Source organism: Aestuariibaculum suncheonense (genome assembly GCF_014596935.1).
In the GTDB taxonomy this organism is placed as follows: Bacteria; Bacteroidota; Bacteroidia; order Flavobacteriales; family Flavobacteriaceae; genus Aestuariibaculum; species Aestuariibaculum suncheonense.
This window is the reverse complement of sequence record NZ_JACVXC010000001.1, coordinates 310,488-325,801: the sequence shown is the minus strand read 5'-3', so window position 1 is coordinate 325,801 and position 15,314 is coordinate 310,488. Positions and strand designations below refer to the sequence as shown.

Genomic DNA, 15,314 nt, shown 5'->3' with positions numbered 1-15,314 from the left:
AAATTTGTTAAAACTATTCGCATAAAAAAACGGGATGTTATTTCTAACACCCCGTTTCCAATATATTTCAATACCTCTTTTATTAAGACGCTAAAAATTCTAAACCGAAAGCTTCAGCGATTTCTTTATAAACGATATCTCCTTTTACTACGTTTAATCCTTTTGCTAAAGACGCGTTGTTAGCACAAGCCTGCTCCCATCCTTCGTTAGCTAATTTAATTACGTAAGGTAGAGTTACGTTAGTTAAAGCTACTGTAGATGTATAAGGTACAGCACCTGGCATGTTAGCCACACAATAGTGTACTACATCATCAATGATGTAAGTAGGATCTTGGTGTGTTGTTGCATGAGTCGTTTCGAAACATCCACCTTGATCTACAGCAACGTCAACGATTACTGTTCCTGGACGCATTTCTTTAAGCATATCTTTAGTGATTAACTTAGGTGCCTTTGCTCCTTTAATTAATACACCTCCAATAATTAAATCTGTTTTTGGTAAGTGTTTTCTAATGTTGTACTCACTAGAGAACTCCGTATTTACGTTAGCTGGCATAATATCAGCAATGTAACGTAGTTGTTTCATGTTGATATCCATGATAGTTACGTTAGCGCCTAAACCAGCTGCCATTTTAGCTGCCTGGATACCTACGATACCACCACCTAATACTAATACATTAGCCGGCTTTACACCAGGAACACCTCCTAATAAAATTCCACGACCTTTAATTGGCTTCTCTAAGTATTTAGCACCTTGTTGGATAGACATTCTACCTGCAACTTCAGACATTGGTACTAATAATGGTAATGAACCATCAGCATCTTCTACAGTTTCGTAAGCAATACAAACCGATTTGCTGTCGATCATTGCTTTTGTAAGTGCTTCACTTGATGCAAAATGAAAATAAGTAAATACAACCTGATCTTCTTTAATTAAGTTGTACTCCTGTTCGATAGGTTCCTTCACCTTAACAATCATGTCTGCTACCTCATAAACCTCTTCAATGGTTTCTAGAATAGTTGCACCAGCATCGATATAATCCTTATCGAAAAACCCACTACCAAAACCTGCATTTTTTTGCACGTATACGTCGTGGTTTCTCTTCGTTAATTCGAACACACCTGAAGGCGTCATCCCTACTCTGTTCTCATTGTTTTTAATTTCTATAGGAACACCAATTTTCATTTTGAATTTATTTAAAAAGTTAGTTATAAAATAATTACACCAAATAACTCCTTTTGGTAATTTTCAGCAAATGTCTGTTTTAAATACATTATTACTAATGGTTTTAACAATAAATTATGAATTAAATAAATACTATAGATTTAATAGATTTATATTGAAGATTTTTACTTTCAAAGAAGTAAAATTAAATCACATAAACACCTCATATATAGTCGCATACAAAAAAAGCATTGCACAATAATTCGATGCGCAATGCTTTGATTTTATTAATAAAATTTTAAGCTGAAGTTTTAGCCTACAATATTTACAATTTTTCCTGGTACCACAATAACCTTTTTAGGCGTTCTGCCTTGTAATTGTTCCTGTGTTTTTTCGTGAGCCAACACCGTTTTTTCAATATCTTCCTTACTCATATCTAACGGCAACTCTAGGGTGAAACGCATTTTACCATTAAATGAAATTGGGTAATTCTTGCTGCTTTCAACTAAATGACTTTCGTCGAATTTAGGGAACGCTACTGTTGAAATCGATTCGTTATGCCCTAACTGACTCCATAATTCCTCAGCAATATGAGGCGCATACGGTGAAATTAACACTAACAATTGCTCTAAAACGGCTTTTGAAGTACATTTTTGTGCTGTTAATTCATTAACCGCAATCATAAAGGTTGATACCGAAGTATTGAATGAGAAGTTCTCGATATCTTCCTGTACTTTCTTAATGGTTTTATGAAGTGTTTTTAAACTGTCTGCACTTGCTTCGCTATCATCTACTCGTAATCCGTTATCGTCAACATAAAGTTTCCATAGTTTTTTAAGGAACCCATGAACCCCTGTAATACCAGCAGTATTCCAAGGCTTGTATTGTTCTAACGGCCCTAAGAACATTTCATATAAACGTAAAGAATCCGCTCCGTAATCGATACAAATCTGGTCTGGATTTACCACATTGTACTTCGATTTCGACATTTTTTCAACTTCGCGTTTTACTTTGAAAGTTCCATCATCTTCAGTAATAAACTCAGCATTTTTATATTCTTCTCTCCAGTTTTTAAAGGCTTCAATATCTAATTCATCTGATGCATTTACAAAAGATACATCAGCGTGAATCATATTGTCTCCAAAATATAACTTATATAAATCCACTTTATTAGTATCCACACTACAAATAAAATTATCTAATTCAGGAATATCATACTTTTCATTTAATTCAAATAAAGACAATTCTTCACTGAAGTATTTTTGATATGTATCTGAAGAGCATAAAATTGTTGGGAAGGATTTATTTAATTCTTCCAAATACTCTCTACTTCCTCTATGATGAACTGTATCAACCCACATTAATGTTACTCGAAATACAAAAGCACTTGTACCCAAAATCATCCCTTGGTTAATCAGTTTTTTAGCAAACTCATCAACAGGCACAACCCCTTTATCGAATAAGAACTTTTGCCAGAAACGTGCATATAATAAATGTCCGGTAGCATGCTCGCTTCCGCCGATATATAAATCGACATCTTTCCAGTAATTCAACGCTTCCTCACTTGCAAAAGCTTCAGTATTATTAGCATCCATATAACGGTTAAAATACCACGAACTTCCAGCCCAACCCGGCATAGTGTTTAATTCTAACGGAAATATAGTTTTATGATCAATTAAATCGTTAGAAACAACTTCATTTGTTTCAGTATTCCAAGCCCAAACAGTGGCGTTGCCTAAAGGTGGCTCACCAGTTTCGGTTGGTAAATATTTTTCTACTTCAGGCAACTGAATTGGCAAATGGGCTGCATCAATCATTTGTGGCATCCCATCGACGTAATACACCGGAAACGGCTCACCCCAGTAACGCTGACGACTAAATACCGCATCGCGTAAACGGTAATTGGTTTTCCCTTGTCCGCAGCCTAATTTTTCTAACTCAGCGATAACCGTTTTAGTAGCTTCTTTATAGTTTAAACCATTTAAGAAATCGCTATTTGCGATAATGGTTTTGTCTTTATCAGCAAAGGCTTCTTCCGAAATATCGGCACCTTCAAATATATTTGGAATCTCAATATTGAAATGCTTCGCAAAATCGTAATCACGCTGATCGCCACAAGGCACTGACATAACCGCTCCAGTTCCGTAACCAGCCAACACGTAATCACCAATCCAAACCGGAATTGGTTCTTTAGTAAACGGATGCTCGGCATACGCTCCGGTAAAGGCTCCTGTAATGGTTTTTACATCGGCCATACGCTCACGTTCACTGCGTTTCGCCGTCGCTTCAATATAAGCTTCAACCTCAGCTTTTTGTTCAGACGTTGTAATTTTAGATACTAAGTCGTGTTCTGGTGCCAGAGTCATAAAACTTACCCCAAAAATGGTATCAGGACGTGTGGTAAACACTTCAATCACTTCATCGTGATTTTTCACATTAAAAGTTACGGCAGCACCAACCGATTTCCCAATCCAGTTACGCTGACTTTCCTTTAAAGAGTCTGTCCAGTCAATGGCTTCCAGACCTTGAAGCAAACGCTCGGCATAAGCTGAAATACGCATACTCCATTGTGTCATTTTCTTTCTCACTACCGGATGACCGCCACGTTCAGACACGCCGTTAACAATCTCGTCATTTGCCAAAACGGTTCCTAAAGCAGGACACCAGTTTACTTCGGTTTCTGCCAAGTAGGTTAAACGATATTGTAATAAAATAGCTTGTTGTTCTTTCGATGAAAAGACGCTCCAGTCTTCAGCTGTAAACATTTCAACAGCATCATCACAAACCGCATTAACCTTAGTATTTCCTTCAATTTCAAAAATCTTGATTAATGTTGAAATATCTTCTGCTTTATTTGCATCGTTGTTATACCACGAATTAAATAACTGAATGAAAATCCACTGTGTCCATTTATAGTAACTCGGGTCAGACGTACGAACCTCGCGAGACCAGTCGAATGAAAACCCGATTTGATCTAACTGACGACGATAGGTTGCAATATTCGTTTCGGTAGTTATGGCTGGATGCTGTCCGGTTTGAATCGCATACTGTTCTGCCGGTAAACCAAAGCTATCATACCCCTGGGGATGCAACACATTAAACCCTTGATGACGCTTGTAACGCGCATAAATATCAGAGGCAATATATCCCAGCGGATGCCCAACATGTAATCCGGCACCACTTGGGTAAGGGAACATGTCTAATACATAATATTTAGGTTTCTCTGAATGATTTTCAGCCTTAAACGTTTGATTTTTGGCCCAGTATTCTTGCCACTTCTTCTCGATTTGATTGAAATCGTATTTCATCTACTTATATATTATTCTTTCAACAGGCATTCATCCTATTGTAATTCTGCTTTTTAAAAGCGCAAATTTACGGTTTCTTCACAAAACAGAAAGCCTTTATAGACAATTAATAAAATTGAATTCTATGTCTTTATTATAACAATCCTTTAAGCGTCCGTTTTAAAGACAATTTGTAATTTCGCGACTTAAACAGCCTTACCTTGACAAAAGATACTACCAAAGCGCACTTAGCTTTATTAACAGCCAATATTATATACGGAGCCAATTATATTATTGCCAAAGGCGTCATGCCAAATAAGATTGGCCCGACAGCTTTTGTTTTTATCAGACTAGCATGCTGTGTACTTTTATTCTGGGGGATTAAATTACTATTTGTAAAAGAAAAAGTTGAAAAAAGAGACATAATTAAATTAGCCCTTTGCGGTCTTTTTGGTGGGGCTGCCAATCAATTGTTCTTTTTTCATGGTATTAATTTAACCTCACCTATCGATGCCTCGATAATTATGACCATCACTCCTGTTATAGTTTTAATTTTTAGTTATTTTATTTTAAAAGAACACATTACAAAAAACAAAATATTAGGTATAATTCTCGGAGGTACAGGTGCTGTACTATTAATTCTATACGGAAATAAAGTTTCAGGTACTAGCTCGGTTTTAGGCAACTTATTTGTATTACTCAACGCCTTGAGTTATGGCTTCTATTTGATTTTAGCAAAAACCCTCATGCATAAATACAATGCGATAACAGTAATAAGCTGGATCTTTTTATTTGGGTTTATGTACGTATTTCCTTTGGGTATACACCCCTTTTTAAACACCAATTTTTCGGCTTTTACAACAGAAACTTACCTAACGATTGGTTATGTGGTTTTATTTACAACCTTCTTTGCCTATTTGTTTAATATTTACGCGTTAAATCACCTGGCCCCATCAATAACCAGCAGTTATATTTATTTACAGCCAGCAATTAGTTTTATTATGGTAAGCATTATGGCTTATGTATTTATGCAAAACCAATATGCTCAGGACATTAATCTGATTAAAATATTAAGTTGTGGCTTGGTAGCAATCGGCGTATATCTGGTGAGTAAACCACAAAAAAATAAGATCTAAAAAACTTAGACCTTATTATATTTTCTTTATATCATTTTCAAAATTAAAATCGGCGTCCAACAGAAAACTGAAATATACTGTTCTGTGCATCTGGATTATTAAAAACATTGGTAACCCCAATATTATATCGCGCCTGAGCAAACCAGTAACGATCCAAATCTAAACTTAGGCCAAAATTAAAACCCAAATCAAAAGTATTGGCACCAGCATCGTAGTCGAAATAATCATCACTATAGTTTGCTCTATCCTTCACCAAAAACCCTAGTTGCGGACCAAAATCTAAACTCAGTTGATTTCCTAAATAAAACTTAGCCATCACAGGTACCGAAATATAATCCAAGAAATATCTTGCTTGCAGACCATCGGAATACATTTCTTCGCCCCCAACACGAGAAAAAAGAAATTCCGGTTGAATCGCAAAGTTTCTATTTATTCTATTTTCAGCAGTTAAACCTATATGGTATCCTAATAAACTATTACGACTTATTCCATCATTTCCACCTTGAAAAGACGACACATTTAACCCGGCTTTTAAGCCAAATACATAATTATCATTGCTATTATACCTTTGATTATAACGCTGTGCGTGGGCTTGATTAAAGAATGCTGCAAAAGCAATTAGGGATAAAATTAAAATGTTCTTTTTCATAATGTTTATTTTTCGATTTGAGTTTGAGGTTTTCAACAACCATGCCAACAAATGCTAAAAACGGCAGCATACTGCTGCATTAAAGATTACAAAACACCCCTTTTAAATAGCTAAAATCGACGCCATGAACAACAATTTCCCTTTCTAAAAGTTATACTATGAACAAAGAATTACTTTCAAATAATTAAATTATACTTTTAGTTTTTCTTTTAGTATTTTTACATCGTTAATCCCACATTTTTATGAGTTCATCTTTCGAGAAACACCAAAAACGCCGACTTATATCATCGTACTTTTCAGTGGTTTTAAGTATTGCTTTGGTTTTGTTTTTATTAGGATTACTAGGTTTACTGGTACTTAATGCGAAAAAGGTTTCCGATCACTTTAAAGAACAAGTGGTTGTAACCATTTACTTGAAAGATTCAGCTAAAGATGTTGAGACCAAACAGCTGGAAAAAGGTCTGGCTATGGCTGATTACGTAAAGTCTACCGAATACGTTTCGAAAGAACAGGCAGCAGAATTCATGAAAGCTGAAAACGGCGAAGACTTTATGGATTTTGTGGGATACAATCCGTTACAAAATTCCATCGACGTACATTTGAAAGCCGATTACGTCACTTCGGAACATCTAGAAAAAATTTCAGAGGAAGCTTTATCGAAAAACTTTGTAGACGAAGTAACTTACGATAACGACTTAGTAAATTTAATGAACGAAAACGTTAAGAAAATCAGTTTCTGGGTACTGGTATTAAGTAGTATTTTCACCTTAATTGCCGTGCTGTTAATTAACAGCTCCATTCGATTATCGGTTTACTCAAAACGATTCACCATTAAAACCATGCAAATGGTGGGTGCGACCAAACAATTTATTCGTCGACCGTTTGTTTGGAAAAGTGTCCGTTTGGGCGTTATCGGCGCCGTTTTGGCTTTAATAGGCATGGGCATTGTGTTGTATTACGTAAATAAAACCTTCCCGGAATTGGGCTTACTTAACCCACCAATTTTAGTCGTGTTATTGTTCGCTTTCGTATTTGGTTTAGGCATCATGATTACCTGGATAAGCACCCATTTTGCCACACAACGTTTCTTAAATTTAAAAACCGACGAATTATATTATTAGATAATTTATAACCCTGTTAACGTTTACATTTTAAATAAATACGTTAATTTGCGTTAGACTTTTAAACACATTATGGGAGAACAAAAACAAAAAGACGCTAATAAAAGCCAGTTTATTTTCGGAAAGAAGAACTACAAATTCATGTTTATTGGTTTGGCTTGTATCGCTTTGGGCTTTATTTTAATGTCTGGCGGCGGTAGCGACGACCCTAATGTTTTTAACCCAGACATTTTTAGTTTCCGTCGTATTCGTTTGGCGCCTATGCTAGTGCTTTTAGGTTTTGGTATCGAAATGTATGCGATTTTATTAAACCCGGAAAAGTAATTATTCGAGAAGCGTTTTAGCAAACGTTTCAGCCATTCCACTCACATATCTTTTGGCGTTTTTCATGGCATCTTCAGTCGTTTTACTATAGTTTAACACCTTATCGGAATAGATTATTCCTAGGTCTTTTATATCCTGCTCCGGCAATTGAATATCGCCACAAAAAGCAGCTACGTGTGTTTGTTTCGCTTTCGCTGAAGACAACACACCCTGAATCGTTTTTCCTGATAAGGTTTGTTTGTCTAAACAACCTTCACCGGTAATGATCCAATCGGCTCCCTGAAGTTTATTATTGAAATCGGCAAGTTCTTTTATTAATTCTACTCCCGGTTTTAAATCGCCATTTAAGAAAATTTTGGAAGCAATACCCATACCGCCAGCAGCTCCAGCACCTTTAACTTCTTGCGGATTAATATGAAACGTATCTTCAATCCTCTTTGCAAAATCTTTAAGTCCTTGATCGAGCATGTCAATATCGTCCTCCGAAGCGCCTTTTTGTTTCGCATAGACTCTAGCAGCACCATGTTTTCCATATAGGGGATTCGACACATCACAAGCAATTTTAAATGTAATATCTTTGAGTTTTGGATTCACGCGAGAATAGTCTATAGATTTTATACGACTTAAATTAGCACCCACAGGTTTCACCCCTTCATCAAAATCATCTAAAAACCTATACCCTAAAGCCTTAGCCATACCAATACCGCAATCGTTGGTTGCACTGCCACCAATACCTAAAATAATCGTTTTAGCGCCTTTTTTAATTGCATCTGCAATCAATTCTCCCGTGCCGTAGGTCGTGGCTTGTTTACAATCCAATTCTTCAGGTTTCAGTAGTTTATAACCTGATGCTTCCGCCATTTCAATGAATGCCGTTTTAGAATGTTCAGCATACAAATACGAAGCCTCAATCAATTTAAAAAACGGGTTATGTACCATAACCTTTACTGTTTCCCCTCCAAGGTAATGATTAACAATATCAATAGTCCCATCACCCCCATCAGCTAAGGGTAAAGCAACAATCTCAGCATTGGGCATCACCTTATAAATACCAGCCACAACCGCATCGCAAAAATCTAATGCGGTTAGAGAATTTTTAAATTTATCGGGGGCGATGATGATTTTCATAGAAAAAGGAAAACATGAAAATATTTAAATTTCGATTATCGAACAAATTACTAATTATTCCTTTAAAGTTTTGATGATTGGCGACTAATTATAGCGCTATTTTAATATTTTTGCCCCATGGATATAATAAACGCTATCATTCTTGGTATTATTCAAGGGCTTACCGAATTTTTGCCAGTATCGTCAAGTGGACATTTAGAAATAGGGAAAGCCATTTTAGGCGATAAATCTGTCCCTGAAGAAAGTCTGCTTTTCACCGTTGTTTTGCACTTTGCAACCGCTTTAAGTACCATCGTGGTATTTAGAAAAGATATTTTAAGCCTGATTAAAGGCGCATTACAATTTAAATGGAATGATGACTTACAATTTGTAGCTAAAATTGTTATTTCTATGATTCCAGCGGTGATTGTCGGTTTGTTTTTCGAAGAGCAACTGGAAGCCCTTTTTGGTGGCAATATTTTATTGGTTGGTAGCATGTTAATTATAACAGCACTCCTTTTATTTTTTGCCGATAAAGCCAAAGACACTAACAAAAAAGTATCGTTTACCAATGCACTTATTATTGGTATATCTCAGGCTATCGCGATGCTTCCGGGCATTTCACGTTCAGGTGCAACCATATCAACTTCGGTATTACTTGGAAACGACAAAACCAAAGCGGCTCGCTTTTCATTTTTAATGGTCGTACCTTTAATTTTCGGAAAGATTGCCAAAGATATTTTAAGCGGCGACTTAACCTATGATAGTAATAATTTCACGTCACTTTCTATCGGGTTTGTAGCTGCATTTGTGGCGGGTTTATTTGCTTGTACATGGATGATTGCCTTGGTTAAAAAGAGCAAACTGACTTACTTTGCAGTGTACTGTGCCATTGTTGGTATTATTGCTATTCTATTTTCAATTTTAAATGGCTAATATGAGTTTACAGGAAGAATTTCAGGCTGGCAAAGTGTTACTCATCGACAAACCTTTAAATTGGACCTCGTTTCAAGTAGTTAATAAACTCCGTTGGGAAATAAAACAAGCCTTTAAATTGAAGAAAATAAAGGTTGGTCACGCCGGAACTTTAGATCCTTTAGCCAGTGGATTATTGGTCATTTGTACTGGTAAAATGACTAAAGAAATCGATTCGTTTCAGGCGCAAATTAAAGAGTACACCGGAACTATTGTTTTAGGAAGCACAACGCCCTCTTACGATTTAGAAACTGAAATCAACGAGACCTTTCCAACCGATCATATTACAGAAGAATTAATTAAAGAAACCACCAAACAGTTTATTGGTGACATTGAACAATATCCTCCTGTTTTTTCTGCTTTAAAGAAAGACGGTAAACGTTTATATGAATTTGCAAGAGCGGGTGAAGACGTTGAAATTAAACCCCGAAACATCAATATTGCTGAATTTGAAATCACCAATATTAATGGTCTGAATGTTGATTTTAGAGTGGTTTGCAGCAAAGGCACTTATATTCGTTCTTTAGCCAACGATTTTGGTAAAGCTCTGAATTCGGGAGGCCATTTATCGGCGTTACGCCGTACTAAAATTGGTGATTTTGAAGTGGCTGACGGTATAACTATTGAAGACTTCATTAGTTCACTAAACAACCAAATAGAGTAATTTTACGTATATTTCGTAAAGTATTCTAACAAAAATAGACCCCGATTTGCGCCTAACAGATCAACATAAAGCCCTACTCATCACGCTTCTTATTGCAGGAACCGTGCTCCTTTTTGTGTTCAATTTACATTTAAAACGTCAGAATGAACTGGTCGCTGAGAGCTATTATGAAATGGAACCAGAAGAAGAACTTACCAAAGAGGAAATAAAAGTTCTGGAAGCTTTAGAACAACTCCAAGGTAGTAAAGCAGAAACCAATCAAGCGTTTAACGAAACCGACAATAGCAAGCATTTTGCTCAGGCTTACAAAACCATTGCACCGCCAGAGGACTATGTCCCTAAAACGAATACCAGTACAGATACCGGTGATAGTGACAACACAAATGCTATAGGCGAAAATTTTTCAAAAGACAAAGCTATCAAGGAAGAAGAACTTTCAGCTTTTAATAAAGTAAGCGAACTTCTAAAGAAACAAAAAAGTGAAGGCGTAAACAAAAAGAGCACCATGAGTTACTCTCTTAAAGGCAGAACGCACAACTTTATGCCGACTCCAATTTATCTGTGTGAAGAAGGTGGAAAAATTGTTGTGAATATAACAGTAAACGCCCAAGGGACCGTTACCGATGCTTCAGTAAACGGATCGTCAACTTCAGACAATCAATGCCTAAAAGAACACGCTTTAGAATATGCCCGAGAAGCCACTTTTAGCGAAGACCCCTCAAAACCTTCACAAGTTGGCACTATTACATTTAATTTTATAGGCAAACCTTAGATTCTAATCCACAAAGTATTTCGGTAATATCGTTCACTATATTTTGTCCTTTATCGCTGTTATACCAATGTTGTAAATCTTCTTTAAATTCAGGAGTTAATTTTCCGTTTTTAGCAATAAACCGTTGTACATATGTTGTCGCCTCTGTCGGCCTTGGACCATAAGTACTTAAAACCTCACCTGTACTATCATCAATAATAATTACCATAGGAATTGAACGTGCACCCTTTGTTAAAAAGGCATCCATCAACTCAGGGTTTTCATCTCGGAGCACAACCCTATAAGTGATATGTGAATTAACATCGGCTATCTTTTTAAGTACCGGTAATACATGTGCTGCATCTCCACACCAACTCTCAGCAATAACTAACCAAGTGATATCTTGACTCAACTTCGAAATACGCTTTTGGGAAATTTCAGGGATTTTTATCGTTTTATCCCATCGTTTCATACGTCTGTCATTCAGCTTAGTAAAATCCTTATGACCTTCGGTTTGCTCTAAACCCGTAGTCGAATGCTCTTCGGCTAAGCGTTTTACTAAATCTCTGTATGCCTCATAAGACATACTGCGATCTAAACTAGTTTTTATTATAGACTTCATAGTTTATGCTATTATGTGGGACAAAATTAGAAGCTATCCCCTTTATTTAAAATGATTTTTGTCATACTTTTACATAAATCCTTACAATAAATACAATGAACGAAAAACGCAGATGTGGTTGGTGCATTGGTGACCCCTTATACGAGGCTTACCATGATGAAGAATGGGCCGTTCCAGTTTATGATGATGACACCCTTTTTGAATTCTTAATTTTAGAAACTTTTCAGGCAGGGCTTAGTTGGATTACCATTTTGCGTAAGCGGGAAAACTTTAGAAAAGCGTTTGATTATTTTGATTATAAAAAGATAGCCAACTACGGTCAGGATAAAATAGATAGTTTACTTGAAGATACCGGTATTATAAGAAACAAACTTAAAATTAAAGCGACCGTAACCAATGCTCAGGCCTTTATGAATATTCAACAGGAATTTGGAAGTTTCAGTAAGTATATCTGGGATTTCGTAAATGGCAAACCTGTAAAAAACCAACTAAAGCATTACAAAGAAGCACCGGCTACAACACCCCTTAGCGACACTTTAAGTAAAGATTTAAAAAAACGAGGCTTTAAATTTGTAGGTTCTACAGTAATTTACGCACATATGCAGGCCACAGGTATGGTAAACGATCACGAAGTAAACTGCTTCAGATATTACGAGGTTTAGTTTATCAATTCTCCATCTTACTCTATCTTTGTAATCTATGAAACTAAAAGAAGATTTAAATTATTGCTAAAGTTAACGAATAAGACAACCCCGTATTGTGAAGCATCATACCTCATATTACCGTCGTTTCTTTACCGTGCGCTTTTGTATTCCTTTTTACTTATTCCTGCTTTTAACAGGATTTGAAGTCACAGCCCAGGGTAGTCCTGTTGTTTTTGGAGAAACGATATTATCTATAGACCATAGCCTATCTGAGTTTTACAAAATGAGTTTTACAACACGTTCAAGATTCATTTTGCTTCACAACCAAATCGCACAATACAACCAGCAACAAGTTGATATTTTTCATTTTTCAACCTTCAATTTAAGTAAAGACCACGATGTAAGTTTAGGTTTATATTACAGAAACCGGGATATATTTGAAACTGGTAGCGATGAATTACGCTTTACAGAGCAGTATAATTATAAAACCCATAAAAAAGGGATAAACTTTGGTCACCGTTTTAGATCGGAACAACGTCTTCTTGATTTTGCTACAATTTTCAGGCAACGCTATCGCCTTTCGGCAACTATACCATTAAACGATAAAAAACCAGATACAGAAAACACCTACTTTGAAGGTTGTCTAGAAGGATTAGTGAGTTTTTCTAAAGTTTTAAGCCCAGAAATAGACCAGCGTTATACGGCACAAATTGGTTGGCATCTCACTAAGAATTTGAAACTGGAAACAGGACTAGAGTACCGTCTTGAAGCTTTTAATTTAACATCGAGACATAACATCTTTGTATTGACGCAAGCCACGATGAAACTTTAAAAATATAGAATTACAGATACTCTAAAAATTTAGATCGAGGTATCTCTTCTGCCCCTAAACTTTCTAAATGATTCGTATGTACCTGACAATCTATTAACCTATAACTACTGTTTTGAATAAAAGTGATAAAACCTACTTTACTGGCATTACTCACTTTTGAAAACATACTTTCACCACAAAACACCCCATTACCCAAATCGACACCATACAGGCCACCAACCAGTTCATCATCCTGCCACACCTCAACCGATTTTGCATAGCCCTGCTCATGAAGTTTTACATAAGCCTGAATCATGTCGTTGGTAATCCAGGTATCATCCTGACCTTCTCGTTTAATTTTAGAACAAGATTGCATAACCTTTTGAAAATCTGTATTAACAGTTACTTTAAAACTATTACGTCTAAGAATTTGGCGCATACTTTTCGATACTTTCAACTTTTCCGGAAATAGCACAAACCGCGGATCAGGCGACCACCATAAAATAGGTTCATCTTCACTATACCAAGGAAAAATGCCATACTCATAAGCAAACAACAAGCGGTCTACCGATAAATCGCCACCAATCGCCAATAAACCATCGGCACTAGCTTCATCGTAATCAGGGAACCATAAGTCTTGAGTTAGAAAATGCATAAGTCTTTTATCAAATAAAAAACCTCAACATTTCATTAACATTGAGGTTTTTATAATATTCTATCAATTTACTAGAATGGTAAATCGTCGTGATCATCTTCGTTTAAGCTTCCTGCTGGCTCGAACGCATCCATTGGAGGTACTGGCGGTAAATTTTCACCTGAAGCTCCAGTCTGAACTGCTTCAATTCTCCACCCTTGAATGGTATTGAAATATTTAGTTTCACCTTGTGGGTTTACCCACTCTCTTCCGCGTAAGTTAATGCTAACCTTTACTTGTTGTCCTACCTGGTAACTGTTTAACAAATCCGTTTTATCTTGCACGAACTCAACCATAATGTGTTGTGGATACTGCTCTTCAGTAGTTACTACAACTTCTCTTTTTCTAAACCCATTACTTCCAAAAGATTGAGTTTCACCAATCATTTTAATTCTTCCTTGAACTTCCATGTATTACTATTTATTCAGATTTATACTTTATTTACTTAACTTAATAATATTTTCCAGGCACTATCTACATCACCATAACTCAAATAATTCTGAGCCAGTTTGTGTTTTTCCCGGTGCGAGGCTGTTTTTATATTCGGATAACGTCCTCCCAGATCTTGCACAAATGCAGCCACCTCATCTTCATTTGGTAAAGCTTCCACATTGCCTAACATCCCTAAATCATTTCCTGTTAAAACCATGCTGTTTTTTATCTCTTCCGGAAAACGATCCACACCAATTCCAACCGTTGATAAAGGCTTCGGAATTTCAAAAAAACCTTTATTGGCTCTTGTGTAATAACTTCCTCCGGCTCTGGCCACCAAATCCAGTTTCTCTTGAATGACGTGTCCGTCTTTATCTAAAACGTCTTCATCAATATGAAATTTTACAACTTCGCAGATAATTAAATTTCCAGCGCCACCTTCGGTTCCTAAGGCAATTATATCGTTAACCTTACACTCCATTTGCACCGGCGACTCGGCTACGCGAAAAGGCTTTACAATATCAGATTTCAACATAGTTAACCCCGACTTTTCAAACTCGTTAACACCTTCAGCAAAATCTGAACTCGACAACGACATTTGGTGTACCATATCGTAATTCACCACATTAATAACAACCTCACGAGTAGCGTGAATATTCTTTAATGTATGCTTAATCGTATTGTCTTTAACACGACGCGATGGTGAAAAAACTAATATAGGCGGATTAGAGCTAAATACATTAAAAAAACTAAACGGTGATAAATTTACACGGCCTTCAGCATCAACCGTACTTGCAAAAGCTATGGGCCTTGGTGCTACAGCACTTAACAAATAACCATGTAATAAACTGGTTCTTATATCTTTCGGATTTATGGACAGCATCTAGTTTTGTTTCAACAAATGTAACTAATCTAAATTGTAACTAAAAACCAAT

At 36.3% G+C, this 15,314-nt stretch carries 16 protein-coding genes; 8 read left to right on the top strand and 8 right to left on the bottom strand.

Annotation, left to right across the window (positions count from 1 at the left end; genetic code table 11):
* Window positions 1–82: 82 nt before the first annotated feature.
* Together ald and ICJ84_RS01410 are read right to left on the bottom strand one after the other, a co-directional pair.
* Window positions 83–1,183, bottom strand: a complete 1,101-nt coding sequence (gene ald / locus ICJ84_RS01415; protein ID WP_188214579.1) for an alanine dehydrogenase — start codon at window positions 1,181–1,183, stop codon at window positions 83–85.
* Window positions 1,184–1,473: 290 nt separating this feature from the next.
* Window positions 1,474–4,470 (bottom strand): leucine--tRNA ligase, encoded by a 2,997-nt coding sequence (locus ICJ84_RS01410; RefSeq protein WP_188214578.1) that lies wholly within the window; start codon window positions 4,468–4,470, stop codon window positions 1,474–1,476.
* A 200-nt stretch (window positions 4,471–4,670) separates the two neighbouring features.
* Here ICJ84_RS01410 and ICJ84_RS01405 point away from each other — a divergent pair, with 200 nt between their 5' ends.
* Window positions 4,671–5,585 carry a DMT family transporter gene (locus tag ICJ84_RS01405; protein ID WP_188214577.1) on the top strand — a complete coding sequence of 305 codons (915 nt, stop codon included), beginning with the start codon at window positions 4,671–4,673 and terminating at the stop codon, window positions 5,583–5,585.
* A 43-nt stretch (window positions 5,586–5,628) separates the two neighbouring features.
* Here the strand turns inward: ICJ84_RS01405 and ICJ84_RS01400 are convergent, their stop codons facing one another.
* Complete coding sequence (locus ICJ84_RS01400) at window positions 5,629–6,234, bottom strand: porin family protein (protein ID WP_188214576.1); 606 nt, start codon at window positions 6,232–6,234, stop codon at window positions 5,629–5,631.
* A 242-nt stretch (window positions 6,235–6,476) separates the two neighbouring features.
* Between ICJ84_RS01400 and ICJ84_RS01395 the strand changes: the two genes are divergently transcribed.
* Together ICJ84_RS01395 and ICJ84_RS01390 are read left to right on the top strand one after the other, a co-directional pair.
* Window positions 6,477–7,355 carry a cell division protein FtsX gene (locus ICJ84_RS01395; protein WP_188214575.1) on the top strand — a complete coding sequence of 293 codons (879 nt, stop codon included), beginning with the start codon at window positions 6,477–6,479 and terminating at the stop codon, window positions 7,353–7,355.
* Between the two features lie 72 nt (window positions 7,356–7,427).
* Window positions 7,428–7,679 carry a DUF3098 domain-containing protein gene (locus ICJ84_RS01390; protein WP_188214574.1) on the top strand — a complete coding sequence of 84 codons (252 nt, stop codon included), beginning with the start codon at window positions 7,428–7,430 and terminating at the stop codon, window positions 7,677–7,679.
* Here ICJ84_RS01390 and ICJ84_RS01385 read toward each other — a convergent pair whose 3' ends face one another.
* Window positions 7,680–8,807, bottom strand: a complete 1,128-nt coding sequence (locus tag ICJ84_RS01385) for a glycerate kinase (protein WP_188214573.1) — start codon at window positions 8,805–8,807, stop codon at window positions 7,680–7,682.
* A gap of 117 nt (window positions 8,808–8,924) precedes the next feature.
* Between ICJ84_RS01385 and ICJ84_RS01380 the strand changes: the two genes are divergently transcribed.
* The 3 genes from ICJ84_RS01380 to ICJ84_RS01370 are packed head-to-tail and all read left to right on the top strand — an operon-like array spanning window position 8,925 to window position 11,197.
* Entirely contained in the window at window positions 8,925–9,722 is a 798-nt protein-coding gene (locus ICJ84_RS01380; RefSeq protein WP_188214572.1) for an undecaprenyl-diphosphate phosphatase, read from the top strand.
* Between the two features lies 1 nt (window position 9,723).
* Window positions 9,724–10,425, top strand: a complete 702-nt coding sequence (truB, locus tag ICJ84_RS01375) for a tRNA pseudouridine(55) synthase TruB (protein WP_188214571.1) — start codon at window positions 9,724–9,726, stop codon at window positions 10,423–10,425.
* A gap of 46 nt (window positions 10,426–10,471) precedes the next feature.
* Entirely contained in the window at window positions 10,472–11,197 is a 726-nt protein-coding gene (locus ICJ84_RS01370; protein WP_188214570.1) for an energy transducer TonB family protein, read from the top strand.
* Here the strand turns inward: ICJ84_RS01370 and ICJ84_RS01365 are convergent.
* Window positions 11,181–11,798 (bottom strand): thioredoxin family protein, encoded by a 618-nt coding sequence (locus ICJ84_RS01365; protein ID WP_188214569.1) that lies wholly within the window; start codon window positions 11,796–11,798, stop codon window positions 11,181–11,183. The genes ICJ84_RS01370 and ICJ84_RS01365 overlap by 17 nt on opposite strands.
* Before the next feature lie 95 nt (window positions 11,799–11,893).
* Here ICJ84_RS01365 and ICJ84_RS01360 point away from each other — a divergent pair, with 95 nt between their 5' ends.
* Window positions 11,894–12,460 (top strand): DNA-3-methyladenine glycosylase I, encoded by a 567-nt coding sequence (locus ICJ84_RS01360; protein ID WP_188214568.1) that lies wholly within the window; start codon window positions 11,894–11,896, stop codon window positions 12,458–12,460.
* A 97-nt stretch (window positions 12,461–12,557) separates the two neighbouring features.
* Complete coding sequence (locus tag ICJ84_RS01355; protein WP_188214567.1) at window positions 12,558–13,274, top strand: DUF2490 domain-containing protein; 717 nt, start codon at window positions 12,558–12,560, stop codon at window positions 13,272–13,274.
* Between the two features lie 10 nt (window positions 13,275–13,284).
* Here the strand turns inward: ICJ84_RS01355 and aat are convergent, their stop codons facing one another.
* The 3 genes from aat to ICJ84_RS01340 all read right to left on the bottom strand — a co-directional run bounded on the left by aat (window position 13,285) and on the right by ICJ84_RS01340 (window position 15,262).
* The gene (gene aat, locus ICJ84_RS01350) at window positions 13,285–13,908 is read right to left on the bottom strand and encodes a leucyl/phenylalanyl-tRNA--protein transferase (RefSeq protein WP_188214566.1); all 624 of its coding nucleotides are present in this window, start codon (window positions 13,906–13,908) and stop codon (window positions 13,285–13,287) included.
* 71 nt (window positions 13,909–13,979) lie between these two features.
* The gene (locus ICJ84_RS01345; protein WP_188214565.1) at window positions 13,980–14,357 is read right to left on the bottom strand and encodes a DUF3127 domain-containing protein; all 378 of its coding nucleotides are present in this window, start codon (window positions 14,355–14,357) and stop codon (window positions 13,980–13,982) included.
* Window positions 14,358–14,392: 35 nt separating this feature from the next.
* Window positions 14,393–15,262: a flavin reductase family protein gene (locus ICJ84_RS01340; RefSeq protein ID WP_188214564.1), complete on the bottom strand. Its 870-nt coding sequence runs from the start codon at window positions 15,260–15,262 to the stop codon at window positions 14,393–14,395.
* Window positions 15,263–15,314: the final 52 nt, after the last annotated feature.

Excerpts from the sequence above, each read along its gene's own strand:
- ICJ84_RS01385 (WP_188214573.1), bottom strand. The coding sequence starts at position 8,807 with ATGAAAATCATCATCGCCCCCGATAAATTTAAAAATTCTCTAACCGCA.
- ICJ84_RS01395 (WP_188214575.1), top strand. The coding sequence starts at position 6,477 with ATGAGTTCATCTTTCGAGAAACACCAAAAACGCCGACTTATATCATCG.
- ICJ84_RS01360 (WP_188214568.1), top strand. The coding sequence starts at position 11,894 with ATGAACGAAAAACGCAGATGTGGTTGGTGCATTGGTGACCCCTTATAC.
- ICJ84_RS01410 (WP_188214578.1), bottom strand. The coding sequence starts at position 4,470 with ATGAAATACGATTTCAATCAAATCGAGAAGAAGTGGCAAGAATACTGG.
- ICJ84_RS01390 (WP_188214574.1), top strand. The coding sequence starts at position 7,428 with ATGGGAGAACAAAAACAAAAAGACGCTAATAAAAGCCAGTTTATTTTC.
- aat (WP_188214566.1), bottom strand. The coding sequence starts at position 13,908 with ATGCATTTTCTAACTCAAGACTTATGGTTCCCTGATTACGATGAAGCT.
- ICJ84_RS01340 (WP_188214564.1), bottom strand. The coding sequence starts at position 15,262 with ATGCTGTCCATAAATCCGAAAGATATAAGAACCAGTTTATTACATGGT.
- ICJ84_RS01345 (WP_188214565.1), bottom strand. The coding sequence starts at position 14,357 with ATGGAAGTTCAAGGAAGAATTAAAATGATTGGTGAAACTCAATCTTTT.
- truB (WP_188214571.1), top strand. The coding sequence starts at position 9,724 with ATGAGTTTACAGGAAGAATTTCAGGCTGGCAAAGTGTTACTCATCGAC.
- ICJ84_RS01365 (WP_188214569.1), bottom strand. The coding sequence starts at position 11,798 with ATGAAGTCTATAATAAAAACTAGTTTAGATCGCAGTATGTCTTATGAG.
- ICJ84_RS01400 (WP_188214576.1), bottom strand. The coding sequence starts at position 6,234 with ATGAAAAAGAACATTTTAATTTTATCCCTAATTGCTTTTGCAGCATTC.
- ICJ84_RS01380 (WP_188214572.1), top strand. The coding sequence starts at position 8,925 with ATGGATATAATAAACGCTATCATTCTTGGTATTATTCAAGGGCTTACC.
- ald (WP_188214579.1), bottom strand. The coding sequence starts at position 1,183 with ATGAAAATTGGTGTTCCTATAGAAATTAAAAACAATGAGAACAGAGTA.